Consider the following 23351-nt stretch of genomic DNA (forward strand, 5'->3'; position numbering starts at 1 on the left):
ATGACCCTGGAAACGCACGGCACGCAGAAGGAGATCAGGGCCGCCGAGCAGGTCTCGGGCAACGTGCTCGTCTCGATCGGCGCCCTGCTCCTCGGGCTGCTGCTCGCCGCGCTCGACCAGACGATCGTGTCGACCGCGCTGCCCACCATCGTCAGCGACCTCGGCGGCCTGGAGCACCTGTCCTGGGTGGTCACCGCGTATCTGCTGGCCGCGACCGCCGCAACACCGCTGTGGGGCAAGCTCGGCGACCAGTACGGGCGCAAGCGGCTGTTCCAGACCGCCATCGTGATCTTCCTCGTCGGCTCGGCGCTGTGCGGCATGGCGCGGAACATGGGCGAGCTGATCGGGTTCCGGGCGCTGCAGGGCCTGGGCGGCGGCGGGTTGATGGTGCTGTCGATGGCGATCGTCGGCGACATCGTGCGGCCCCGTGAACGCGGCCGTTACCAGGGGCTGTTCGGGGCCGTGTTCGGCGCGACCAGTGTGCTCGGACCGCTGCTCGGCGGGCTGTTCACCCAGCATCTGAGCTGGCGCTGGGTGTTCTACGTCAACCTGCCCGTCGGTGTCGTCGCGCTCGCCGTGATCGCCACCGCCCTGCGCATCCCGCGCCGCAGCGCGCACCACGTCATCGACTACCTCGGCACCCTCCTGATCGCCTCCGTCGCCACCTGTCTGGTCCTCGTCGCCTCCCTCGGCGGTACGACCTGGGCCTGGGGCTCGGCGCAGATCATCGGGCTCGCCGTGCTGGGCGTGCTGCTGGCCGTGGCGTTCGTGGCCGTCGAGCGCAGGGCCGCCGAACCGGTGCTGCCGCCGAAGCTGTTCGGCATCCGCACCTTCACCCTCGCCGCCGTCATCAGCTTCATCGTCGGCTTCGCCATGTTCGGCGCGATGACCTATCTGCCGACCTTCCTGCAGGTCGTGCACGGCATCTCGCCGACCCTGTCCGGCGTGCACATGCTGCCCATGGTGGTCGGCCTGCTGCTGTCCTCCACGGTCTCCGGACAGATCGTCAGCCGCACCGGCCGCTGGAAGGTCTTCCCGGTCACCGGCACCGCCGTCACCACCATCGGCCTGCTCCTCCTCCACCGGCTCGACGAGCACAGCCCGACCGCCGAGATGAGCGCCTGCTTCTTCGTGTTCGGCCTCGGACTGGGCCTGGTCATGCAGGTCCTCGTCCTCATCGTGCAGAACGCGGTCTCCTACGAGGACCTGGGCGTCGCCACCTCCGGCGCGACCTTCTTCCGCTCCATCGGCGCCTCCTTCGGCGTGGCGATCTTCGGCACGGTGTTCGCGAGCCGCCTCGGCGACAAGCTCGCCGCGGCCTTCCGGGGCGTCGGCCTGCCGCCCGGCGTCAGCGCCGACGCCCTCAAGTCCGACCCGCGCGGCATCGCCGCCCTGCCGCCCGCCCTGCGCCCGGCGGCCCTGCACGCGTACGCGTCCGCCATCACCGACGTCTTCCTCTACGCCGTCCCCGTCGCCCTCCTCGGCTTCCTGCTGGCCTGGTTCCTGAAGGAGGACCGGCTGCGCGGCTCGGTCACCGCGCCGGACGCCTCCGAGACCATCCCGCCCAACCCGGTCGAGCGGTCCTCCTACGACGAGTGCTCCCGCGCCCTGTCCCTGCTCGGCACCCGTGAGGGCCGCCGCGAGGTCTACCGGAAGATCACCGAACGGGCCGGGTACGACCTGCTGCCCGCCGCCAGCTGGGTGCTGCTGCGCATCCGCAAGTACGGCTTGGTCGAGCCGGGCGTGCTCGCCGAGCGCAGCCCCGTCCCGCTGGAGGCCGTCCTCGCCGCCGCCCGCCAGGTCGAGGAACGGCACCTCGCCGAACGCCGGGGCCTGGAGCTGTACCTGACCGACTCCGGCCGCGAGGTCGCCGAACACCTCGCCAAGGCCCGCGAGGAATCCCTCGCCGAGCTCCTCGGCGACTGGTGGGGGCCCGGCCGTTCCACCGACCTGACCCAGCTCGTCCGGCAGCTCACCGCCGAGCTGTGCGGAACCGACGGCGAGCGGCCGCACAACGCGACGAAGGCCGAGGTCAGTTGAGGGCCAGGTCCTTGCGGAACCAGTGCTCGGCATAGATGTCGTCGTTGTGCGGCTCGGTCTCCGTGAAGCCGAGGCGGGCGTACAGGGCGCGGGCCTCGACCAGGTCGCCGCGGGTGTCCAGGATCAGCCGCCGGGCGCCGAGGGCGCGGGCGGCCTCCTCTGCGGCGGCCACCAGCAAGGGGGCCCCGCCCTTGCCGCGCAGCCGCTCGTACACGAACACCCGGGTCAGTTCCGCCGTGTCCGGCTCCAGAAGCCGTACGCCCGCGCAGCCGGCCGGCTCGCCGTCGTACCGGCCGACGAACAACCGCCCGGTGGGAGGCGCGAGTTCGGATCCGGTCGTGGCCGCGATCTCCCGCTCCAGCTCGGCGGGGTCAGTACGCCGGCCCTCGTGCAGCAGATACCAGCGGTCGCTGACCTCCGTGTAGTACGCCCGCCAGAGCGCGGCGGCGACCGGGGAGTCGTACGGTTCCGGGCTGATCGTCCATGTCATGCCGGCCATTGTCGGCGGCCGCCGCCGCGCCGCCGAGCGGATTTCCGCAGACTGTCTGCCGTGAACCGCACCGACCGTCTCTACGCCCTCGTCGAGGAGTTGCGCGCCGCCGCTCCCCGTCCCCGCAGCGCCCGCGCGCTCGCCCGGCGCTTCGAGGTCAGTGTCCGCACGATCGAGCGGGACCTGGCCGCGTTGCAGCAGTCCGGGGTGCCCATCCACGCCCAGCCGGGCCGCAGCGGCGGTTACGTGCTCGACAAGGAGCGGACGCTGCCGCCGCTGACCATCACCCCGGCCGAGGCGACCGCCCTCGCCGTCGCTCTGCACGCGCTGGCCGGCACGCCGTTCGCGGCGGACGCGCGCAGCGCGCTGCACAAGGTGCTCGCCGTGATGCCGGAACGGGAGCGCGGGGCTGCGGCCGAGCTGACCGAGCGGGTACGGCTGCTCGTCCCGGCCGCCCGCGCGGAGCGGCCCGCCGGTCCAGCGGTGCCCGGCGCGCTGCGGGAGGCGCTGACCGCGGGCCGGGTGCTGCGGCTGGAGTACTCCGACGCCGCCGGCCGGGTCACCGCGCGGGACGTGGAACCGCTGGGCTTCCTCGGCGGGGCGGAGCACTGGTATCTGGCGGCCTGGTGCCGGCTGCGGGACGCACCGCGGGGCTTCCGGCTGGACCGCGTCCGCGCGGCGACGGCCCTGGACGAGCGGGCCCCGCGGCGCACGGTCGACCTCGCCGCGCTCGACACGCTCGGCTCCGACGTCGTACCGCTCGACGCGGCGACGGCGATGTGACGGCAATCACCGACAGGGGGGTGTCGCGGACGGGGCCGAGGCTGAGGCCATGACAACGACTTCTCACACCGGTCATCGCATGCCGACCCCCGCCACCGGCATCGCCCTCTTCGACCGCTGGACCGCGCTGTGGAACGGCGACTTCAGCGACCCGGAGGCGTTCCTCGCGCCCGGCTTCCGCATCCGTTTCGCGAACGACCCCGAGCGGGGCGCGACCACCGACGCGGTGCACGGCCCCGCCGGGATCGTCGGGCTGATCTCCGCCTTCCGCGAGGAGCAGCCCGGACTGCGCTTCACCGTCGACGGCACGCCGGTGGTGGACGGCGAGCCGGGCCGGGCCGCCTGCTGCTGGTACGTGACCCTGCCGGACGGCACCCAGAAGAGCGGGATCGATCTGCTGGAGGTGGTGGACGGACGTATCGCGACGGTCTGGTCGGTGACCGGAGCGCGCCGCTTCGCGGACTGACCACCGTTTGTGGCTCCCCCTCCGGGTCACCCGGAGGGGGAGCCGGCCAGCGGGGCCGGCCGATCGGAAGGGAATCATGTCCACAGGCATGATCGTGTTGACCGTGATCGTGGCGGTAGTGATCATCGCCGCGGCCACCGCCCCGATCCTGCGCGGCCGCGGACGGTACGGCGGGTCCGGCCTGAAGCGGCGTTTCGGACCCGAGTACGAGCGGACCGTCGCCCTGCACGACGGGGACACCAAGGCCGCCGAACGGGAGTTGGCCGAGCGCGTCCAACGCCACGGCCACCTTCGGGAACGGCCACTGGACCCGGCCGGGCGTGAGCAGTACGCGGCTCGGTGGACGGCCGTGCAGGAACACTTCGTCGAGTCGCCGCGGCAGGCGGTGGCCGAGGCCGACCAGTTGCTCGCGGACCTCGCGGCCGCGCGCGGCTACCCCAACGGCGGGCGCTACGAGGAGCAGCTCGCCGCGCTGTCCGTGCACCACGCCGCGCACGTCGACGGCTATCGGCGGGTGCACCGGGTGGCCCGTGCCGGGGCGCGCGACGGGCTGACCGAGGCCGGATCCGGGACCGAGGAGATGCGTACGGCGCTCGTCGGCGCCCGCGAACTCTTCGACGACCTGACCCACCCCTCCCGGGAGACCCGCCGCCACCGGGCGACCCATGCCGGCACCAGCCACTCGAAGGAGGGGTGAGCACCATGTCGGACAGGACGAGCGAGCCCGGCGACGAGCGTCCCACCGGCCGCTTCCGCCGGCCGCCGGACGAGGACTGGACCCCGGAGGACATGCCTTTGGGCCGGCACACCCCGAGGGACCCCCTGCCGGAGGAACGGCTCCCCGGCGAACCCCCGCCCACAGCGGGCACCTCCCGCCTCCCCGGCTCGGTCGGCCCCGGCCGCAACGGCCTGACAGCCGACGACCTCACCCCGGAGGACACACCTCCCGTAAGGGACGAGGGCGGTATGCCGGGTGACGGCCGGATGCCCAGGGGTACGGCGGGCGAGGGCCGGATGCCGGGCGCCAGCGGCATGGCCGGCGGGGGCCGGATGACCGGCGAGGGTCGGATGCCTGGCGAGAGCGGGATGTCGAGCGAGCCCGGGGTGGCGTACGAGGGTCGTATGCCGGACGAGGGCGGTATGCGGGGTGAAGGTCGCATGCCCGGAGAGAGCCGGATGCCGGTCGAGCCCCTGACGCGACCGGAGAGTCGGATGAGCGGCGAGAGCGGTGTGCCGCGGGGTGAGGGGCGGATGTCCCGTGGGACCGGGCTGTCCGGGGTTCCCGTCGAGCCCGTGACGCCACCGGAGAGTCGGACGTCCGGCGAGCGGGGTATGCCGCCGGGCGAGGGACGCATGCCCGGCGGGGTCGGACTGCCGAACGAGCGCGGGACGCCGGCCGAGGGGCGCATGCCGGACGAGGGCCGGATGCCCGGCGAGCGCGGGGCGCCGCACGAGGGCCGGGTGCCGAGCGAACCCGCGGCCCGACATGAGAGCCGTATGGCCGGAGAAGGTGGTACGGCGTACGAGAGCCCGATGCCCGAGGACGGGCTGGGGGTTCCGTCCCCCGGTGACGTGAGCGCGCGTGATGCGCACACCAGCGAGTCCACGGAACGGGACGCATGGCCGACGGCACCGGGCGGCACCGGGGCACGCGGGTCCACCGTCGGCGAGACGGCACCCGCTCCCTCCGGCACCGGCGCCCCCCTGCTGTCCCACGACGAGACCGACCTCTGGGAGCAGCGGATGCGGCAGCTGGCCGTCGGGTTCGTGGACGAGCCTCGGGGCGCGGTCGAGCAGGCCGATCACGTGCTGGAGGAGATCGCGGGGCGGTTCGAAGAGGCCGTGGAGCGGCGGCGCCGCACGCTGCGGCGGTCCTGGGAGGCCTCCGAGGACCGTGGACCGGGCTCGGACACCGACACCGAGCAGCTCAGGCTGGCTCTGCGCGACTACCAGGAGCTGGCCGGGCGCCTGCTACACATCTGACGGTCGCCCCGGAGCCCGCAGCCCACCCCTGGCGGCAGCCCTGCGCTGCCGCCACTCGCGTACGACCTCCTCGACGTCGTACGGCTTCTTGCCCAGCGGCGGCCCGGGCGGCGGCTTGAACATCATGTCCTTGATCTTGACGTTGACGTCCTCGATGATCTTCCGCGCGATCCGCTCGGAGGGCGCCGCGTAGGCCGCCGCGAGCGCGTCCTCGGCCTCCTTGCGCAGGGCGAGGGCGGGCGGCAGCACGGACAGGCCCTCGCGCGCCATCTTCCGCTTGATCCACCACAGTTCGTCGTAGCCGGAGTCGAGGTCGGCGGGCAACGGCTCACCCGTGCCCGGCAGCCGCTCGAACTCCCCCCGCCCCTGCGCGTCGCGGATCTGCTTGTCGACCCAGGACTCGAACGGCACGCCCGGTGGCTTTCGCTCGGTCATGAACCCATTGTGCCGGACGCGGCCCGGCCGGGCGTTTTATCATGCGGCCGCGGTACACGAACGCGGCCCCAATCCGGCCGCCGTACAAGGACGTCACCGACGTCGAGGGGGAAACGCTCGTGCTCGAACTCACCATGGCCACCGTCTCCGGTGCCGACGCGGGCGCCACGGCCGGCATGACGATGGCCGACGCGCCGAGCGAGCCGGGTGCCGTGCTCCGGGTCGGCCGGGACGCGTCCGCGTGCCGGCTGGCCACCCCGGAGGACTGGCTGTTCGTCTCCCGGGTGCACCTGGAGTTCCGGTGCGGCCCGGACGGCGGCTGGCAGTTGACCTGGCTGCGCGGTTCCCAGGCCGAGCCGTCGTCGGAAGTGCGGCTGGTGGTGGGGGAGTACGCGCAGCCCCTCGGCTACGGCGCGACCGTAGCGCTGCCGCGCGGCGGGTCCGGCGAGATCGTCGTCCAGGACCGCACCGCGCCGCGCAGCGTCAACGTCGGCTTCTACCACGAGGTCTGAAGCCCGTCCGAGCCGTGCCGGAGCGGCTCAGTCCAGTACCCGGGCCAGCGCGAAGCCGTCGTGGCCCTTGCTGCCGACGGTCTGAAGGGCCGTGCCGCTCAGCCTCGGATGCGTGGCGATCAGCTCGATCGCGGCGCGCGTGCCCACGACGTCGGGCTCGGTGCTGCTCTCGTCGACGACCCGGCCGCCGCGCACCACGTTGTCCAGGACGATCAGGCTGCCGGTGCGGGTGAGCCGCAGCGCCCACTCCACGTAGTGCGCGTTGTTGGCCTTGTCGGCGTCGATGAACACCAGGTCGAACGGGGCCGGATTCTCGTCGGCGAGCTTGGGCAGCGACTCCAGGGCCGGGCCCACCCGCACCTCCGCGATCCGGTCCAGGCCGGCCCGGGCGAGGTTCCGGGTGGCCACCTCGGCGTGCCTGGCGTTGTACTCCAGCGACACGAGCCTGCCGTCCTCGGGTAGGGCGCGGGCCAGCCAGATCGTGCTGTAACCGCCGAGCGTGCCGATCTCCAGGATGTGCCGCGCGCCCTGGACCTGGGCGAGCAGTTGGAGGAACTTGCCCTGCGCCGCCGTGACGGCGATGTGCGGCAGGCCGGCTGCGTCGTTCTCCCGCAGGGCCGCCTGCAACGCCTCGTCATCGGGGGCGAGCCGGCTGGTGAAGTAGTCGTCGACGTCGTCCCAGAGCTGGGAGTCGCTCATGCTCCTGCTGCCTTTCCCGAGTGCGGGCCCTTCCCACCGACATCGTCTCAGCCGACGGGCGCCGACGGCGCGATCACCGACGGATTCACCGGCGCCGGGAGCGCCGTACGACGATCAGGGCGACGGCGGCAGCGACCGCCAGGAGCCCGCCACCCAGGCTGAGCGGCCGGACCGGAACCCCGCCGACCTCGCGCATCCGCCACTCGCGGATCCCCCGCCGACCGGGGTGTCGACGACGGCCCGGCGCACCACGGCACCGCTTCCCGCATCTACGGCGCGTCCCAGGCTGCGGTGGTCGCGGCTCCCCAGGGGCGCGGGGAACCGCGCGATCAGCCGCCGCGCGCCCGCACCCCTACGTCCGGCGGGCTCGGACATCCGCCATACGGCGAACCCGCCCACGGCGGCCGCGGCCACCACAGTCACGGCGCGTTCCAGCCTGCGGTGGCCGCGGCTCCCCAGGGGCGCGGGGAACTGCGCGATCCGCCGCCGCGCGCCCGCGCCCCGCACACCACCCGCACCTCTACGGCGCCTGGCGAGTCTCAACCCGCACCCCCTACGGCGCCTGGCGAGCCTCCACCGACGGTGCCGAGCCGGGCAGCGGGCGTCCGGCCGACTCGGACATCCGCCATACGGCGAACCCGCCCACGACAGCCGCGGCCATCATGTAGTACGCGGGCATCATCATGTTCCCCGTCGCCCCGATCAGCGCGGTCACGACCAGCGGAGTCGTCCCGCCGAACAGGGACACCGACACGTTGAACCCGATGGACAGCGACCCGTACCGCACCCGCGTCGGGAAGAGAGCGGGCAGCGCGGCCGGCATGGCCGCCGTGAAGCACACCAGGAGCAGACCCAGCGCGCCCATGCCCAGCCCCACCGCGAGCAGGCTGCCCTCGCGGATCAGCAGCAGGGCGGGGATGGACAGGAACAGGAAGCCCGCGCAGCCCGCGGCGATCACCGGACGCCGGCCGACCCGGTCGGTCAGCGCGCCCGCGAACGGCTGGACGATCATCATCACGGCCATCACGCCGAGCACGACCAGCAGTCCGTGCGTCTCGTCGTACTTCAGCTCACTGGTGAGGTAGCTCGGCATGTACGACAGCAGCATGTAGTCGGTGACGTTGAAGACCAGCACCAGACCCATGCACAGCAGCAGCGCCTTCCACTGGCCCGCGACCATCTCGCGCAGCGGCACCTTCGGCCGGGCGGCCTCCGCCTTCTCCACCTCGGCGGCGAACGCCGGGGTCTCCTCCAGCCGCATCCGCAGATACAGACCGATGATGCCCATCGGGCCCGCGATCAGGAACGGGACGCGCCAGCCCCAGGACTGCAGATCCTGCGACGACAGCAGCGCCGTCATCAACGTCACCAGACCCGCGCCGCCGATGTAGCCCGCCAGCGTGCCGAACTCCAGCCAGCTGCCGAAGAAGCCGCGCTTCTTGTCGGGGGCGTACTCGGCGATGAAGGTCGACGCGCCGGCGTACTCACCACCGGTCGAGAAGCCCTGCACGAGCCGGGCGGCCAGAAGCAGCAGCGGCGCGCCCACGCCGATCGAGGCGTACGACGGGATCAGGCCGATGGCGAACGTGCCCGCCGCCATCATGATCATCGTGAGGGCGAGAACCTTCTGCCGGCCCACGCGGTCACCCAGTGGACCGAAGACCATGCCACCGAGCGGCCGGACCAGGAAGGCCGCCGCGAAGGCGCCGAAGGTCGACAGCAGCTGTGCGGTCGGGTTGCCGGACGGGAAGAAGACCTTGCCCAGCGTGACCGCGATGTAGCTGTAGACACCGAAGTCGAACCACTCCATCGCGTTGCCGAGCGCGGCCGCCTTCACGGCGCGCTTGACCAGCGCGGGGTCGGTGACGGTGACGTCACGGGCCTTGGTGGCCCGCCGGGGCTTCGGAAGGGACGGGGAGACTGCTGTGGCGGTCGCCAAAACGGGGCTCGCCTACCTTTCGACGGGGACAGGGGCGCGGTCCGTGCGGCGACGCTGCCGGGAAACGGGCCGAAAAGCGACCATAGGCGGACCTCGGTCCCTGACGTTCTGTATGCAGTCGGCTGCATCATGTAGTCAAACCGCGTGTACCCAGGTATGTCTGCCCGCTCCTGATCAGGCGGTCCGGTCCCGCGCTGTGATCCTTATCGCGCCCCGCACGCGCAACCGGACTATCGTCATCCGGACAACAGGAACACACCGTCAGGTGAAGCCCTCACAGGGTTCGCGAACCAACCCGGCGTGACCGGCGTCGGGACCGGACGGGGCGGGAGGCCGACGAGGCGTGGCGAACGTGCAGCACAGCGGGCGACCGCCGGACACCTTCGGCGGGGCCCCGGCCGGGGCGCGGCTGCGCGCGGCCCGGCTCGCCCTGTGGGCGGTGGCCGCGATCCTCGCGGTACGGCAGCTGGCCGTCGTCCTCACCACGCCGAGCGGCGAGCGGCTGACCGACCTGGAGACCTGGGTCGGCCCCCATGGCGTGCTGCACGTGAACGGTTCGATCTACGACTCGACCCGGTTCACCGGCACCCCCTTCGGGGGTCTGGTGCTCAAACCACTGACCCGTTCGGCGCAGGCCGCCCTCGGCTGGGGCTGGACCTTCGGCACCCTGCTGCTGGTCGTCGCCCTCGGTCTGGTGGCCGCCCGCGCGCTCCCTCGGCCGGTGGGCCGCCGCACCTCCCTGCTGGCCGCGCCGGTCGCGATCAGCCTGCTCATGCTGTCGCTGCCGGTCCGCAACGCCCTGTGGCTCGGCCAGACCAGCATCATGCCGGTCCTGCTCGTCCTGCTCGGCTGCTTCACCGTACGGAGCGAGCGGGAGAGCGGGCTGTGCATAGGCCTTGCCGCCGCTCTGCAGCCGACCATGCTGCTCTTCGCCCCGCTGCTGTGGTTCACCGGCCGCCGCCGGGCCACCGCCGCGACGGCCGGTACCTTCGCCGCCTGCACCGCCCTCGCCTGGGCGGCGCTCCCGCACGACTCGTACACGTACTGGGTGCACCACATGGCCGGGACGGGCCTCGGCGGCAAAGCCGACGCCCTCGGCAACCAGTCCCTGCACGGCGCCCTGCTCCGCCTGGGCCTGACCGGCCCGCTGGAGATCGCCCTCTTCCTGGTGCTCGGCGCCGCCGTCGGCGCGCTCGCCGTGCGCCGTGCCGTCCGGTACGCCCACGACGGCCAGCTGCTGCTCGCCGTGGCCGTCACCGGTTGCGCCGTCGTCGCCGTCTCTCCCACCGCCTGGCAGTACCAGCTGCTGTGGGTGCTGCTCGCGATGGTCGGCCGGGTCGGCCGCCGGACCTCCGACCGGTACGTCTGGCCGGTGGCGATGATCCTGGTGACCACCCTGCCGGCGAGGATGCTGCTGCCGAACCTGGCGGTGATGTTCCCGCTGCGCGACAACCTCGTCCTGCTCGCGGCGCTGGCCGCCGCCACGGCCGTGCCGTTCCTGTCCCGGACGGCCCCCCACTACCAGCGGCCGGTCCCGGCGCAGTACGCGCCGGCGATCCCGGCCCGCTTCCGCCGCGTCCCCCTGCTGCCCTTCCTGCGCCGTGTCCTCACCCGCCCGAACCTCCTGCTGGAACTGCTGCTCATCCGGGTCGTCTACGCCGCCTACGCGCAGGTCCGCCTGGCCGCGACCGGTGGCAGCACCACCCAGGGCCGGGCGACGGCCGAGCATCACGGCCGTCTCGTCCTCGACCTCGAACGGTTCCTGCACATCGACATCGAGCACGGGGTCAACCACGCGGTGGCGACGATCGGCTGGCTGCGGGACTTCTTCGGCTTCTACTACGAGTCCTTCCACTTCGCGGTCCCGCTGGCGGTCCTCGCCGTCCTCTACTGGCGCCGCCCCGTCGACTACCGCTGGGCCCGCGCCTCCCTCGGCTTCGCCACCTTCCTCGCCCTGATCGGCTTCTGGCTCTTCCCGCTGGCCCCGCCGCGCCTGATGCCGGCCCTCGGCATCGTCGACACCGTCCACGGCGTCCAGGACTTCTCCAGGCCGGACTACGGTGCCCTGACCGCGCTCACCAACCAGTACGCGGCGATGCCGTCGCTGCACTTCGGCTGGGCCCTGTGGTGCGGCGTGGTGATCGCGGTCATCGCCCCGAAGCGGTGGATGAAGGCCCTCGGCCTGCTGCACCCCCTCCTCACCGTCTCGGCCATCGTCACCACCGGCAACCACTGGGTGCTCGACGCGGTCGGCGGCGCGGTGGTGGTGACCGCGGGCTTCGGTCTGACCCACGTCCTGACCGGGCCGCGCCCGGTCTCCGTGACCGCCGGCGCCGGCCCTGGCCGGTCGCCCGCACGACCGGACCGGGAGCACCTGCACGTGTCCGGCACCTGATCGCCGCCTCAGGCGTCACATTCGAACATTTTCTCATCATCTGTACCCCGAACCCCTGTTCGCGTGAACTGGTCGCGGCGGATGGAGGTCCGCCTCGGACCACCACCATTCGAACGGGAGGACAACGGATGAAGCGCAAGCTGGGTGTGGCGCTCGGCGCTCTGGCCATGTGCGCCGCCGGCGCCATCATGACCGCGCCGACGGCGTCGGCGGCCCCCACGGGGGCGCAGGCTTCCTACTTCGTGCTGTACGAGCACGACGACTACAAGGGCCACCACGCGAACTTCTCGGGCACCGACCGGGAGCTGAACAACAAGTACTGGGCCGGCACCCACCAGGTCATGCAGAACGGTGCCAGCTCGATGCGGAACGACACCGGGTCCTTCGTCGGCATGTGGGACAACGGCAGCTCGTGCACCGGCAAGTCCTACACGGCGAAGCCGCACAGCGTCGACTCCGACTTCAGCAACAACGGGTTCGACAACAAGGCGAGCTGCGTGGTCTTCCTGTAACACCCACGGGGGCGCCGGTCCGGCCGGCGCCCCCTCTCTTCTGTGGAGCGGACGAATTCTGGGGTGGACGCATGACCAGGTGCCGGATGGCGGGGGCTACGGCCCTTCTGCTTCTCGTCACGGGCTGCGGGGGCGGGACGTCCCAGGGGGAGGCCCCCAGGACCGTGCTCGCCGCGGCTCCCGCACCGACCGAGGAGGTCAGGAATCTCGTTCTCCCGCTCGACGACTACCAGTTGTCGGTCAATGAGATCTACCTGATCGAAAGCGCACAGGACCGTCTGACCCGCGCCTGCATGAGAAAGCGCGGATACGACTGGGAAGTCATCGACCACCGCAATCACTATCCCGACCTGCGTAACCGCCGACGCTACGGCGTCATCGAGATGACGGTCGCGAAGGAAATGGGCTACAAGAGCAACGCCCGGCTGATGGGCTCCACCGATATCACCGCGCGGAAGACCGACCGCGAGAAACGGTTGGGGCCGGCCGAGAGACAAGCCGCGCTGAATCCCGCCGACGGCTGCTACAAGCGGGCCGGTGACCAATTGGCACACGGGAACGAGGTGGACGAAGACCTGGTGAACAAGCTGAATTCGCTCAGCCTCGACGAGGCGTTGAAGAGCCCCGCGGGCGCACGCGCGACGCGTTCCTGGGCGCGTTGCATGCGGGAGAGGGGACACGCGTACCGGGACTTCTACGCCGCCGCCGAGGACCCGCGCTGGACGCGGTCCGACACCCCCTCACGCGCCGAGAGGCAGACCGCGGAGGCCGACGTGACCTGCAAGCGGCGCGTCGGGCTCGTGAAGCTGCTCAGTGAGCAGGAACGCGCCATCCAGAGCCGGGACATCCGTGAACACAGGGACTACTTCGCACGGCTGAGGTCGGCCAAGGACCGGCACCTCGCCGCCGCCCGCGCCGTGCTCGGCCGGCGCTGACCGCGCGCGTACGCCCGGGGAACGTCACGGGTGGTCGCGGTTGAGGAACCACACGGTCCACAGCACCACCGCGCACAGCAGTGCGAGCTGGAACGCCGGCCACCAGCGGCTCCGTACGAAGCGCCGGACCCAGACCAGGGCCGGCTGCACGAAGCGCCCGCTGCGGATGCTCGCGGTGAGGAACTCCCGCTCCAGCGGTGTCAGATCGGGCGAGGGACCGTCCGCCCCCATGAACGCGTCCCGGGCGGCCAGCAGCCGGGCGCCCCGGTACAGGGCGCCCGGATCCCGCGCCAGCTGCTCCCACTCCTTGGCGGATTCCGTCAACCGCCGCTGCAGTCGCAGCCGTTCCCGATCGGTCTCCACCCAGCTACGCAGCCGCGGCCACGCGGTGATGAGCGCTTCGTGCGTGAGGTCCACTCCGGTGCCGTCGACGGTCACCAACCGCGCCCGGACCAGGGCTTCGAGCACCTCTTCCGCCGCCTTGGACCGGACCAGCTCGGCCCGCTCGGCCGGACGCCGGGTGTCCGGCGCTTCCTCCCCCGGAGTGATCAGCCGCAGCAGCAGCGCGCGGGCGAGTTCCGTCCGGGCCGCCGTGAACCCCGTGAACACCTCCTCGGCCGTGTGGGCCACCGCGCCCTGGACCCCGCCGATCGCCTCGTACGCCGCCAGCGTCAGGGTGCGGCCCCGGCGGCGTCGCCAGAGCTCCAGCAAGGCGTGGGACATGAGCGGCAGGGCCCCGGGCTCCTGCGCCACGTCGGAGAGAATCCGGGCGGTCAGGGCTCGTTCCACCATCAGCCGCCCGGCCGTGGCCGGTTTCACGATCGCCTCCCGGATCTGCTCCGGGGACATGGGCCCGACCAGGAGGGTCGCCGCGTTGAGCGCCTGGACGAGGTCGTGGTGCTCGGCGCACCGGCCGTAGAAATCGGCCCGAACCGCGATGACCACGCGCAGCCGGGACCCGGTCACCGTACGGGAGGTGAGCAGAGCGCCGATGAACTCCCCGCGCTGCACCGGATCCTGACAGAGCGTGAACACCTCCTCGAACTGGTCGACCACCAGCACGGTGTCCGCGTCGCCCGCCACCGGCTCCAGGAGCGCGCCATGGGTCCGCAGCGGGGCCTGTCCGGGTGTGCAGATCCGTATGGCGGCCGGCCTCCCGTCCCGCTCGCCGAGGTTCCGCAGTGCCCGGACGAGCCCGGCACGCAGCAGGGAGGACTTGCCGCTGCCCGAGGCCCCGACGACCGCGACGAAGCGGTGCTCGCGGACCAGGCCGACGAGGTCCTCGACGAGCTGGTCCCGGCCGAAGAACAGATCGCCGTCCTCCGTGTCGAACCGGGCGAGTCCACGATAGGGCGCCGGTTCCTCCGCGTCCTGTGCCGCGGGCCGGGCGGAGAGCTCCTCGGCGAGGGCGCGCCAGCGCGGTTCCCAGTCCTCGGGCCGGCCGCCGCAGGCCTCGACGTACGCCAGGGTGACCGGCAGTGACGGCAGCCGGTCGCCCGTCGCGGCGCTGGACAGGGTGGGGGCCGAGTAGCCGGCGCGGCGGGCCATCTCCCGGTACGGGGGGCTTCCGGACGCCCGCCGTAACTCGCGCAGTCCATGGGCGAACCGCTGCACCGGTCCCGCCTCCGGATCCAGCGGCTTCTCGGAACGACCCACGACGAATCCCCCTGCGCTCCCCGTTCCCGGATCAGCGGTTCACGGTACGCGATGCGGGATTGATAGGCGGGCCGGAAGGCGGCTGACCATCAATTTTCCGGCCACTTCACTTGTCCCGTGTCCGCACCGCCCGTACCGCCGACGAGACACGAGGAGCCGGCCATAGCCACCGCGACACGCGTTCCGCCTGCCCGCCCGGCCGCACCACCTGGGCCGCGCGCCGCCCGGCCCCGGACGACGGGGCGCCTCGGCGTCCTGACCCCGGGGGCGGTCAGCGTGCTGCTCGGGCTGTGGGGCATTCGCCGGCAGAACACGCTGTGGCAGGACGAGGCCGTCACGTACGACATGGCTCACCGCAGCCTGCCGGACCTGTGGGCGACGCTCGGCGGGGCCGACGCGGTGCACGGCTTCTACTACCTGCTGATGCGGGGCGTGTTCCGGCTCTGGGACGGTGGCCTCGTCGCTCTGCGGCTGCCGTCGGTGCTGGCCATGGCGGGCGCCACGGTGGGGGTCGCCGCACTGGGCCGGCGGCTGGCCGGGGCGCGGGCCGGACTCTTCGCGGGGACGGTGTTCGCGCTGCTGCCCGCCGTCCAGCGCTACGCGCAGGAGGGCCGCTCCTACGCCCTGGTGACCGCCCTCGTGGTGGCCGAGACATGGGTCCTGCTCAGGGCGTGCACCGAGCGGCGCGGCGCCTGGTGGGCCGGCTATGCCGCGCTGGCCGTCCTGTCCGGCCTGCTGCACGAGTTCGCGCTGCCGGCGCTCGCCGCCCACGGCGTCGCCCTGCTCGTGGCCCGGCAGCCGCGGCCGGTGCTGGCGGCGTGGGCGGGAGCGTGCTGCTGTGCGGTGGCGGCGGTCACGCCCCTGGTGCTGCTGAGCCTGCGTCAGTCGGGCCAGGTCGCGTGGATCACGGTGTCCATGCGCGGAGATGTACTGAGTTTCCTGCTGATCGCGGGCGTCGGGTGGGCCTGCGCGCTGGTGCACCGGCGTCCGGGGGCACCCCGGGCACTCGGCACCTGGGCGCTGCCCCTGCTTCTGCTGCCCCCGGCGTCGCTGCTGCTGGCCTCGGCGGCCAAGCCCCTCTACGTCGACCGTTACGTGCTGTACGCCCAGGCCGGTCTCGCCCTCCTCACGGGTGCCGCCCTCGACACGCTGTGGCGGTCCGTGCGCCCCCGCGCGGCCCTGGCGCTCGTGGCGGCCGCCGCCTTGCTGGTCGCCGTGGGACCGGTGGGAACGCATCTGCGCAGCCCGGCGAGCCGTACGGACGATGTCGTGGCCATCTCCGCCGCGGTGCGGGACAGGGTGGCGTCCGGCGACGGCGTGCTCTTCCTGCCGTCCAGCCGCAGGGTGTGGCTGCTCGGGCAGGAGCCCGCGCTGTACGGCGCGCACGACCTCGCGCTCGCCGCCGCGCCGCACCCCTCGCACACGCTCTACGGCACCGAGCTGCCGCCCACCGACATCCGCAACCGGATCGTGCGCGCCGCGCGGATCGTCGTGGTGCGCGAGCCGGCCCGGGAGCGCCACGAGAGCAGTGCGCGCGAGGCGGCGAAGGAAGCGGCGCTGCACGACCACTTCACGCGGTGCGCCGGCACGGCGATCGGCACCGCGCGGATCGAGGTGTACGAGCGCGGCGACCACTGCTGACCGCGCGAGGCACCACCCGGCTTCTCAGGACGGACTTCTCAGGAGGAGATCATCGCTCGGCAAGCCGACATCGAGTTCACCGCGCCGGCCGGGGCGTGGGCCGCCCCCCCCGGGCCGCTGTCCGGCTCGGAGGCGCGCGGGGACGGGCGGCTCCGGTGGCCGTCCCTGCCGTCGCCGCGTGGGCCCTGGGGCTGTGGGGGATGGACCGGCAGGACAGCATGTGGCGTGACGAGTCGGTCACGTATCAGGTGGCCCATCGCTCGCTCGGCGACCTGTGGGGCCTGCTCGGCCACATCGACGCCGTGCACGGCCTCTACTACCTCCTCATGCACGCCGTCTTCGGTGTGTGGGACGGCGGTCTCGTCGCCCTGCGGCTGCCCTCGGTGGCGGCGACCGCCCTGGCGGCGGCCGGGGTGGGGGCGATCGGCGCCCGGCTGTCCGGCCGTACGGCGGGCACGCTCGCCGGACTCGTCTTCGGGCTGTTGCCGGTGACGCAGCAGTACGCACAGGAGGGCCGCTCGTACGCGCTGGTCACCGCGGGTGTCACGTGGGCGACGTACTTCTTCGTGCGCGGCACCGAAGCCTCCCGCGGCCGTTGGTGGGTGGCATACGGTCTCCTGCTCGGTCTCTCCGGCTGGCTGCACGAGTTCGCCGTCCTGGCGCTCGTGGCCCATGCGCTGACGCTGTGGCTGCTGCGCGTGCCCCGGCGGGTGTGGCGGTGCTGGGGCACCGCGGCGGCCGGGGTGATGCTCGGCCTGCTGCCCCTGGCGGCGGTGAGCGCGGGCCAGGCGGAGCAGCAACTGGGCTGGCTGGGGCGTCCGAGCCTGAACGCGTGGCTGCAGTTCCTGGCGGTCTCGGCGGCGGGTGCGCTGCTCTGCCGGTCACTCGTGCGCGGGCCCGTGGCCGCCGGCCCCGGCGCCCTGGCCTGGCTCGCCCTCCCGCTGCTGATCGCCCCGGCCGGTCTGCTCATGACGATCTCGCTCGTCAAGCCGTGGTACGTCGAGCGGTACGTCCTGTATGGCATGACCGGGCTGGCCCTGCTCGCTGGGGAGGCGCTGGCCCGCGCCGTACGACGGCGACACCGTCTGGCCCCCGTGGCCCGGGTGCTGACGGCCTGTGCGGCCCTCGCCGCGGCCGTCGCGGTGCTGCTGCCGTGGTCGCTCCTGGTCCGCTCCCCGGGGAGCCGCAAGGACGACGTGGTCGCGGTCGCCCGGGCGGTCCGCGAGAGCGCGCACGACGGCGACGGCGTCCTGTTCATGCCCGCCCGGCGCCGCGAGTGGCTGCTGTCGTACCCGTCCGTCCTGGGCCACCTGAGGGACCTGGCGCTCGCCGAGTCCCCGACGGCCTCGCGCACCCTGCAGGGCACCGAACTGCCCGCCGCCGCGATACGGCGGCGCATCCTGTCGGCGGACCGCATCCTCGCGCTGGCCGATCCGCCCGGGCAGCCGCTCGACGCATTGCCGCAGGAGAAGGTGAAACGACAGACCCTGAGCTCGTCCTTCGAAATCTGCGAGCGAATTCGCGTACGTGGCGCGCAGGTGCTCGTGTATACGCGTCCCGGGCACTGCGCACGATGACTTTCGAGCAGGCTCGAATGTCCTTCATCTGACTGATCTCTGATCTGGTCCAAATCGCGGTGCCGTGTGAGGATCGAGCGGACGGCGACGGGGGCCTCTGCCGACCTCCGTATGCGCGTCTCCCGCTGATCACTGACCAGATCGGCGGGGCGCCGCTAGTCGATACTGGGGGATTGAGTGATTTCTGTCCGTCTGAACTCCGATGCTCTCGTGGCCGCCAGATTCGTTGTTTCTCCGCTGGCCCAGATCGGATTTCTGCTCGATTTCGGGCTCGTCGCCGACGGCGGGCACCGGCGGGAACGGGTGGTCCGCGATACCCTCGTGCGCCAGGACGGTGGCCTGCTCATGGCTTTGCGGCGGGTCAAGCGAAACTACGTACCGGGATTCCTGTCCGCGAGCGCGGTGAGCCACGGCACGCTCGAAGAGGAACTCCACGCGGTGGCCTCGACACCGCCCCGGGTGGTCGCACGCCAGATGCGGAGGTTCCTGGAGTCGGCGCGCACCGGGGAGCGGTCGGACTCGGCCGAGTTGCGGAAGATCGTGGACGCCCTGGCATCCGGAGAGCGGGCATTCGCCCAGCGCGTCGCCCGGGAACTCGGCCGGTTCTGGTCGGCCGGCGTGGCGGCCCGATGGAGCGCGCTGCGCCAGGTGGCGGAGGCGGACATCCGGCACCGCGCCGCCTCCGTGGTCGAGCGAGGGCTGGCGGACACGCTGAACTCCCTTCATCCAGCCCTCACATACGACTCCGGTGCCCTCCGCATCCAGGACACGCGCACGTTGCAGGTGCGCGAGAGCACGAGGATCACCCTGTGCCCTTCGCCGCTGGCGACGACCTGGCTCATCCGCAACGATCCATGGGGGGAGGACGGCACCCACCTCACCTATCCGGTGCCCGGCCCCAAGGGCGACCACCCCCCGGCGGAGGATCCCGTGCCGCAGGACTCACTGGGCCAGGTCATCGGACAGGCCCGCTTTCTCCTCCTGGCCGACCTGGGCAGACCCCGGATCACGACGGAACTCGCCGAGCGGCACCACCTGACCGCGTCGACGGTGTCGTACCACTTGGTCCGGCTCCACCGGGTGGGGTTACTGAACCGGACGCGCCAAGGCCACAGGGTGTACTACCAGCGCACTCCCGAGGGAGACCGCCTCGTCGCCCGGGGCGACTCCCCGCACTCGAACCAGACGGTCTTCCCGTCGGCGGCGCCCGGTGACACCCCCCACTTGTCGGCCACCGCGTCCAGCAGGGCGAGGCCGCGACCGCATTCCGCCTCCTCGGCCAAGCCGCTGTCGAGAAGGGGGAGTTGAGCGAAACCGTCGGTCACCTCGGCGCGTACCCCCGCCGTCTGCCGTGCGAGCAGGATCGTGCAGCGGCGGTCCGGTACGTGCCGTATGACATTGGTGGCGAGCTCGCTCACGCCCAGCTCCACGGCGAACGTCAGCTCCGTCAGCTCCCACTCGTGGAGCAGCGAGCGGACGATCCGGCGGACGTGGCGCACCGAGTGTTCGCCGACGGTGAGGTTCATGCGGTACAGGGGGGTGCGGGGAATGTTGAGGTTCACAGGACGAGGCTGACCTCGGATCACTACGCTCGGCTACAGGTTGAACACAACGGGTCCGAGAGGGGACTTGGCATGGTGAACATCAACACCCTCGACCCGAGCGCCTCACCGCTCGACTACTACGGCTTCGAGTTGCGTCGCTTCCGAGAGGCGGCGGGGCTCACGCAGAAGCAGCTCGGGGACATCATCAACTACACGGGGTCGATGGTCGGCCAGGTGGAGACGGCCCGGAAGCTGCCGACCCTCGACTTCAGCCAGCGGGCGGACGCGGCGCTGTGCACGGGCGGGTTACTGACCCGGCTCCATCCACTGGTGATGCGAAGCCAACTTCCGGCGTGGTTTCAGCAGGTGGCCGAGCTGGAGGTGCGGGCCGTTGAAATCTGCTCCTTCCAGACGCACATGATCCTCGGTTTGCTTCAGACTCCGGCTTACGCCCGTGCGGTGCTCGGAGCGGTGGACCGAAGTGACCTCGACGACCGGACTGCGGTCCGGCTGGCGCGGCAGAACATCTTCGAGAAGGAGGAGCCGCCGGTCTTCTGGGCGGTACTCAGCGAGGCCGCGCTGTACTTGGAGATCGGCGGCCGCGGCATCATGCGAGGCCAACTGGCCCATCTGTTGACCTTCGAGGACAATCCACGGATCAACATCCAGGTCCTGCCGTTCTCCTCCGGAGCGCACGCGGGGCTCACCGGCCCGTTCGACCTCTACCGGTTTGCTGGCGACCCGGCGATCCTCTATACCGAGAGCTTCCGCTGTGGGCACCCCACGGCAAACCCGGAAACGGTCAAAGAGTGCTCGCTCCGTTACGATCATCTCCAAGCCTCCGCACTCTCCCTCAAGGACTCGGCGGAGTTGATCCGGCGCGTGATGGAGGACCGCTATGGAGAGCAAGTGGCGTAAGTCCAGCTACAGCAGCGACCAGGGCGGCCAGTGCCTTGAGATCGCAGAACTGCCCAACGAGGCCGTAGCCATCCGCGACTCCAAAACCCCGGCGGGACCGATCCTCACCCTCGACCCCGCCGCGTTCTCCGCCTTCGTAAGCTGGGCCTCCGCTACAGCCGCTGAATGATCGTCCCGGTGGCCAGCCCGCCGCCCGCGCACATGGTGATCAGCGCGAACTCCTTGTCCACGCGCTCCAGTTCGTGCAGGGCGGTGGTGATCAGGCGGGCGCCCGTCGCCCCCACCGGGTGACCCAGCGCAATCGCACCGCCGTTGACGTTGACCTTGTCCAGGTCCTGTTCGAAGACCTGGGCCCAGCTCAACACCACAGACGCGAAGGCCTCGTTGATCTCCACGAGGTCGATGTCCTTCAGGGACATTCCCGCCTTGCCCAGCACCGCGCGCGTCGCGTCGATCGGGCCGTCCAGGTGGAAGTGCGGGTTGGCGCCGACCAGCGCCTGGGCGACGATCCGCGCCCGGGGCTTCAGCTTCAGCGCCCGAGCCATCCGCTTCGACGCCCACATGATGGCCGCCGCGCCGTCGGAGATCTGCGACGAGTTGCCCGCCGTGTGGACGGCCGTCGGCATCACCGGCTTCAGCTTCGCCAGCGCCTCCGTGGACGTGTCCCGCAGGCCCTCGTCCTTGTCCACGAGCCGCCACATGCCCTGACCGGCGTACTGCTCCTCCTCGGTGGTCGGCACCTGCACGGCGAACGTCTCGCGCTTGAAGCGTTCCTCCGCCCAGGCCAGGGCCGCCCGCTGCTGGGAGAGCAGGCCCAGCGCGTCCACGTTCTCCCGCGTCAACCCCCGGTGGCGGGCGATGCGTTCGGCCGCCTCGAACTGGTTGGGGAGGTCGACGTTCCACTCGTCCGGGAACGGCTTGCCGGGACCGTGCTTGGACCCCGACCCCAGCGGGACCCGGCTCATCGCCTCGACACCGCAGCTGATCCCGACGTCGATCACGCCCCCGGCGACCATGTTGGCCACCATGTGCGAGGCCTGCTGGGAGGAGCCGCACTGGCAGTCGACGGTCGTGGCGGCCGTCTCGTAGGGGAGGCCCATGGTCAGCCAGGCCGTGCGCGCGGGGTTCATGGACTGTTCGCCGGCGTGGGTGACCGTGCCGCCGACGATCTGCTCGACCGCGTCGGCGGGGATGCCGGTGCGGCCGAGGAGTTCACGGTAGGTCTCGCCCAGGAGATAGGCGGGGTGCAGATTGGCGAGCGCGCCGCCGCGCTTGCCGATCGGGGTGCGGACGGCTTCGACGATCACGGGTTCGGCGGCCATGGGTGCGGGTCCTCTCCGAGAGGGCTCTCCTCCAGAACTAGTACGCGTTCTAGTTCTGCCCAGCAGTCTGCTGACGCGATGTCCATCACCGCAAGAGTCTTGCAGGTGCCGAAGTCGCGATCTGCACGAATTCCGCACGGATTGGGGGTGTCGTACCTCTTGCGAGTTGTAGAACCCGTTACTACGTTCACCGCACTCGCTGATGGGCCGTCAGAACTTCACGACGGGAGCCGCCGATGCACTGCCCCGCGCTGCCCGACGGGTTCGACTTCACCGACCCCGACCTGCTGCACCACCGTGTGCCCCTCCCGGAGTTCGCCGAGCTGCGCCGCGCCGAGCCGGTCCGCTGGATCCCGCAGCCGCACGGCGTCGCGGGCTTCGCCGACGACGGCTACTGGGCCGTGACCCGGCACGCGGACGTCAAGTACGTCTCCACGCACCCGGAACTCTTCTCCTCCACCGTCAACACCGCGATCATCCGCTTCAACGAGCACATCGAGCGCGACGCGATCGACGCACAGCGGCTGATCCTGCTCAACATGGATCCTCCGGAACATACGCGGGTGCGGCAGATCGTGCAGCGCGGCTTCACGCCACGTTCCATCCGGGCCCTGGAGGACCGGCTGAGGGCGCGCGCCGAGGCGATCGTCACGAGTGCCCGTGCTCGCTCCGGACCCTTCGACTTCGTCACCGAGGTCGCCTGCGAACTGCCGCTGCAGGCCATCGCGGAGCTGATCGGCGTCCCGCAGGAGGACCGGTCCAAGATCTTCGACTGGTCCAACAGGATGATCGCCTACGACGATCCCGAGTACGCGATCACCGAGGAGGTCGGCGCGGAGTCGGCCGCCGAGATCATCGCCTACGCCATGAACATGGCCGCCGACCGCAAGAAGTGCCCGGCGCACGACATCGTGACGACGCTCGTCGCGGCGGAGGACGAGGGCAACCTGAACTCCGACGAGTTCGGCTTCTTCGTGCTGATGCTGGCGGTGGCCGGGAACGAGACCACCCGGAACGCCATCACCCACGGGATGCACGCCTTCCTCACCCACCCCGGGCAGTGGGAGCTGTTCAAGCGGGAGCGGCCCGGGACGACGGCCGAGGAGATCGTGCGCTGGGCGACCCCGGTCAACGCCTTCCAGCGCACGGCCACACAGGACACGGAACTGGGCGGGGTCCGGATCAGGAAGGGTGATCGCGTCGGGCTGTTCTACGCCTCCGCCAACCACGACCCCGAGGTCTTCTCCGACCCCGACGCCTTCGACATCACCCGCGACCCCAACCCCCACCTCGGCTTCGGCGGCGGCGGGCCCCACTACTGCCTCGGCAAGTCCCTGGCGATCCTGGAGATCGACCTGATCTTCAACGCGATCGCCGACGCGATGCCGGGCCTGCGCTCGGCCGACGAGCCCCGGCGGCTGCGCTCGGCCTGGATCAACGGCGTCAAGGAACTCCAGGTCACCACCGGCTGAGCCCGCGGGCCGGCCCACCCCGAGGGAGGCAG

22 protein-coding genes are annotated in these 23351 nt (G+C 71.7%); 14 read left to right on the top strand and 8 right to left on the bottom strand.

What is annotated here, in order from left to right; genetic code table 11:
- The gene (locus tag ACIBJF_RS12780; RefSeq protein ID WP_399173708.1) at nucleotides 1-2040 is read left to right on the top strand and encodes a DHA2 family efflux MFS transporter permease subunit; all 2040 of its coding nucleotides are present in this window, start codon (nucleotides 1-3) and stop codon (nucleotides 2038-2040) included.
- On the opposite strand, the gene ACIBJF_RS12785 is transcribed toward ACIBJF_RS12780, so the two are convergent.
- Nucleotides 2033-2530, bottom strand: coding sequence for a GNAT family N-acetyltransferase (locus ACIBJF_RS12785; RefSeq protein ID WP_399173709.1), 498 nt, complete (start codon nucleotides 2528-2530; stop codon nucleotides 2033-2035). The genes ACIBJF_RS12780 and ACIBJF_RS12785 overlap by 8 nt on opposite strands.
- 60 nt (nucleotides 2531-2590) lie before the next feature.
- Between ACIBJF_RS12785 and ACIBJF_RS12790 the strand changes: the two genes are divergently transcribed.
- The 4 genes from ACIBJF_RS12790 to ACIBJF_RS12805 all read left to right on the top strand — a co-directional run bounded on the left by ACIBJF_RS12790 (nucleotide 2591) and on the right by ACIBJF_RS12805 (nucleotide 5762).
- Complete coding sequence (locus ACIBJF_RS12790) at nucleotides 2591-3313, top strand: helix-turn-helix transcriptional regulator (RefSeq protein ID WP_399173711.1); 723 nt, start codon at nucleotides 2591-2593, stop codon at nucleotides 3311-3313.
- A gap of 49 nt (nucleotides 3314-3362) precedes the next feature.
- Nucleotides 3363-3779 carry a nuclear transport factor 2 family protein gene (locus ACIBJF_RS12795; RefSeq protein WP_399173712.1) on the top strand — a complete coding sequence of 139 codons (417 nt, stop codon included), beginning with the start codon at nucleotides 3363-3365 and terminating at the stop codon, nucleotides 3777-3779.
- 88 nt (nucleotides 3780-3867) lie between these two features.
- Nucleotides 3868-4476: a hypothetical protein gene (locus tag ACIBJF_RS12800; RefSeq protein ID WP_399173714.1), complete on the top strand. Its 609-nt coding sequence runs from the start codon at nucleotides 3868-3870 to the stop codon at nucleotides 4474-4476.
- A gap of 5 nt (nucleotides 4477-4481) precedes the next feature.
- Nucleotides 4482-5762, top strand: coding sequence for a hypothetical protein (locus ACIBJF_RS12805; protein WP_399173715.1), 1281 nt, complete (start codon nucleotides 4482-4484; stop codon nucleotides 5760-5762).
- Here ACIBJF_RS12805 and ACIBJF_RS12810 read toward each other — a convergent pair.
- Nucleotides 5751-6197 carry a DUF1992 domain-containing protein gene (locus ACIBJF_RS12810; protein ID WP_399173716.1) on the bottom strand — a complete coding sequence of 149 codons (447 nt, stop codon included), beginning with the start codon at nucleotides 6195-6197 and terminating at the stop codon, nucleotides 5751-5753. The two genes, ACIBJF_RS12805 and ACIBJF_RS12810, sit on opposite strands and share 12 nt — an antisense overlap.
- Nucleotides 6198-6316: 119 nt before the next feature.
- On the opposite strand from ACIBJF_RS12810, the gene ACIBJF_RS12815 reads away from it, so the two are divergent.
- The gene (locus ACIBJF_RS12815; RefSeq protein WP_399173817.1) at nucleotides 6317-6709 is read left to right on the top strand and encodes a hypothetical protein; all 393 of its coding nucleotides are present in this window, start codon (nucleotides 6317-6319) and stop codon (nucleotides 6707-6709) included.
- A 27-nt stretch (nucleotides 6710-6736) separates the two neighbouring features.
- On the opposite strand, the gene ACIBJF_RS12820 is transcribed toward ACIBJF_RS12815, so the two are convergent.
- Both ACIBJF_RS12820 and proP read right to left on the bottom strand, forming a co-directional pair.
- Entirely contained in the window at nucleotides 6737-7408 is a 672-nt protein-coding gene (locus ACIBJF_RS12820; protein ID WP_399173718.1) for an O-methyltransferase, read from the bottom strand.
- Nucleotides 7409-7961: 553 nt separating this feature from the next.
- A complete protein-coding gene (gene proP, locus ACIBJF_RS12825; RefSeq protein WP_399173720.1) occupies nucleotides 7962-9347 on the bottom strand; it encodes a glycine betaine/L-proline transporter ProP in 1386 nt (461 codons plus the stop codon).
- Between the two features lie 343 nt (nucleotides 9348-9690).
- Between proP and ACIBJF_RS12830 the strand changes: the two genes are divergently transcribed.
- The 3 genes from ACIBJF_RS12830 (at nucleotide 9691) to ACIBJF_RS12840 (ending at nucleotide 13189) form a co-directional block, all read left to right on the top strand.
- On the top strand, nucleotides 9691-11742 hold the full coding sequence (locus ACIBJF_RS12830) for a bifunctional glycosyltransferase 87/phosphatase PAP2 family protein (protein ID WP_399173721.1): 2052 nt from the start codon (nucleotides 9691-9693) through the stop codon (nucleotides 11740-11742).
- Between the two features lie 128 nt (nucleotides 11743-11870).
- Nucleotides 11871-12254 (top strand): peptidase inhibitor family I36 protein, encoded by a 384-nt coding sequence (locus ACIBJF_RS12835; RefSeq protein ID WP_356303048.1) that lies wholly within the window; start codon nucleotides 11871-11873, stop codon nucleotides 12252-12254.
- 164 nt (nucleotides 12255-12418) lie between these two features.
- Nucleotides 12419-13189, top strand: coding sequence for a hypothetical protein (locus tag ACIBJF_RS12840; protein ID WP_399173722.1), 771 nt, complete (start codon nucleotides 12419-12421; stop codon nucleotides 13187-13189).
- Between the two features lie 24 nt (nucleotides 13190-13213).
- Here the strand turns inward: ACIBJF_RS12840 and ACIBJF_RS12845 are convergent, their stop codons facing one another.
- Nucleotides 13214-14845 carry a hypothetical protein gene (locus ACIBJF_RS12845; RefSeq protein ID WP_399173723.1) on the bottom strand — a complete coding sequence of 544 codons (1632 nt, stop codon included), beginning with the start codon at nucleotides 14843-14845 and terminating at the stop codon, nucleotides 13214-13216.
- Nucleotides 14846-14962: 117 nt separating this feature from the next.
- Between ACIBJF_RS12845 and ACIBJF_RS12850 the strand changes: the two genes are divergently transcribed.
- Both ACIBJF_RS12850 and ACIBJF_RS12855 read left to right on the top strand, forming a co-directional pair.
- The gene (locus tag ACIBJF_RS12850) at nucleotides 14963-16486 is read left to right on the top strand and encodes a glycosyltransferase family 39 protein (protein ID WP_399173724.1); all 1524 of its coding nucleotides are present in this window, start codon (nucleotides 14963-14965) and stop codon (nucleotides 16484-16486) included.
- Nucleotides 16487-16641: 155 nt separating this feature from the next.
- Nucleotides 16642-18063: a glycosyltransferase family 39 protein gene (locus ACIBJF_RS12855; protein ID WP_399173725.1), complete on the top strand. Its 1422-nt coding sequence runs from the start codon at nucleotides 16642-16644 to the stop codon at nucleotides 18061-18063.
- Nucleotides 18064-18434: 371 nt separating this feature from the next.
- Here ACIBJF_RS12855 and ACIBJF_RS12860 read toward each other — a convergent pair whose 3' ends face one another.
- The gene (locus ACIBJF_RS12860) at nucleotides 18435-18773 is read right to left on the bottom strand and encodes a hypothetical protein (RefSeq protein ID WP_399173726.1); all 339 of its coding nucleotides are present in this window, start codon (nucleotides 18771-18773) and stop codon (nucleotides 18435-18437) included.
- A 411-nt stretch (nucleotides 18774-19184) separates the two neighbouring features.
- The gene (locus tag ACIBJF_RS12865; protein WP_399173818.1) at nucleotides 19185-19589 is read right to left on the bottom strand and encodes an ATP-binding protein; all 405 of its coding nucleotides are present in this window, start codon (nucleotides 19587-19589) and stop codon (nucleotides 19185-19187) included.
- Nucleotides 19590-19697: 108 nt separating this feature from the next.
- Here ACIBJF_RS12865 and ACIBJF_RS12870 point away from each other — a divergent pair, with 108 nt between their 5' ends.
- On the top strand, nucleotides 19698-20525 hold the full coding sequence (locus ACIBJF_RS12870) for a helix-turn-helix transcriptional regulator (protein WP_399173727.1): 828 nt from the start codon (nucleotides 19698-19700) through the stop codon (nucleotides 20523-20525).
- Nucleotides 20506-20694 carry a DUF397 domain-containing protein gene (locus tag ACIBJF_RS12875; protein ID WP_399173728.1) on the top strand — a complete coding sequence of 63 codons (189 nt, stop codon included), beginning with the start codon at nucleotides 20506-20508 and terminating at the stop codon, nucleotides 20692-20694. Before ACIBJF_RS12870 ends, ACIBJF_RS12875 begins: the two co-directional genes overlap by 20 nt.
- On the opposite strand, the gene ACIBJF_RS12880 is transcribed toward ACIBJF_RS12875, so the two are convergent.
- Nucleotides 20678-21847, bottom strand: coding sequence for a steroid 3-ketoacyl-CoA thiolase (locus ACIBJF_RS12880; protein ID WP_351798201.1), 1170 nt, complete (start codon nucleotides 21845-21847; stop codon nucleotides 20678-20680). The genes ACIBJF_RS12875 and ACIBJF_RS12880 overlap by 17 nt on opposite strands.
- 236 nt (nucleotides 21848-22083) lie before the next feature.
- Here ACIBJF_RS12880 and ACIBJF_RS12885 point away from each other — a divergent pair, with 236 nt between their 5' ends.
- On the top strand, nucleotides 22084-23319 hold the full coding sequence (locus ACIBJF_RS12885) for a cytochrome P450 (RefSeq protein WP_399173729.1): 1236 nt from the start codon (nucleotides 22084-22086) through the stop codon (nucleotides 23317-23319).
- Nucleotides 23320-23351: the final 32 nt, after the last annotated feature.

Origin of the sequence: Streptomyces sp. NPDC050743 (assembly GCF_044456925.1) — a bacterium.
Lineage (GTDB): Bacteria > Actinomycetota > Actinomycetes > Streptomycetales > Streptomycetaceae > Streptomyces.

Bases quoted from the DNA above. Each gene is read 5' to 3' on its own strand.
- ACIBJF_RS12800 (WP_399173714.1), top strand. From the start codon at position 3,868: ATGATCGTGTTGACCGTGATCGTGGCGGTAGTGATCATCGCCGCGGCC.
- ACIBJF_RS12865 (WP_399173818.1), bottom strand. From the start codon at position 19,589: ATGAACCTCACCGTCGGCGAACACTCGGTGCGCCACGTCCGCCGGATC.
- ACIBJF_RS12880 (WP_351798201.1), bottom strand. From the start codon at position 21,847: ATGGCCGCCGAACCCGTGATCGTCGAAGCCGTCCGCACCCCGATCGGC.
- ACIBJF_RS12795 (WP_399173712.1), top strand. From the start codon at position 3,363: ATGACAACGACTTCTCACACCGGTCATCGCATGCCGACCCCCGCCACC.
- ACIBJF_RS12805 (WP_399173715.1), top strand. From the start codon at position 4,482: ATGTCGGACAGGACGAGCGAGCCCGGCGACGAGCGTCCCACCGGCCGC.
- ACIBJF_RS12875 (WP_399173728.1), top strand. From the start codon at position 20,506: ATGGAGAGCAAGTGGCGTAAGTCCAGCTACAGCAGCGACCAGGGCGGC.
- ACIBJF_RS12870 (WP_399173727.1), top strand. From the start codon at position 19,698: ATGGTGAACATCAACACCCTCGACCCGAGCGCCTCACCGCTCGACTAC.
- ACIBJF_RS12820 (WP_399173718.1), bottom strand. From the start codon at position 7,408: ATGAGCGACTCCCAGCTCTGGGACGACGTCGACGACTACTTCACCAGC.
- ACIBJF_RS12785 (WP_399173709.1), bottom strand. From the start codon at position 2,530: ATGACATGGACGATCAGCCCGGAACCGTACGACTCCCCGGTCGCCGCC.
- ACIBJF_RS12885 (WP_399173729.1), top strand. From the start codon at position 22,084: ATGCACTGCCCCGCGCTGCCCGACGGGTTCGACTTCACCGACCCCGAC.
- ACIBJF_RS12780 (WP_399173708.1), top strand. From the start codon at position 1: ATGACCCTGGAAACGCACGGCACGCAGAAGGAGATCAGGGCCGCCGAG.
- ACIBJF_RS12810 (WP_399173716.1), bottom strand. From the start codon at position 6,197: ATGACCGAGCGAAAGCCACCGGGCGTGCCGTTCGAGTCCTGGGTCGAC.
- ACIBJF_RS12835 (WP_356303048.1), top strand. From the start codon at position 11,871: ATGAAGCGCAAGCTGGGTGTGGCGCTCGGCGCTCTGGCCATGTGCGCC.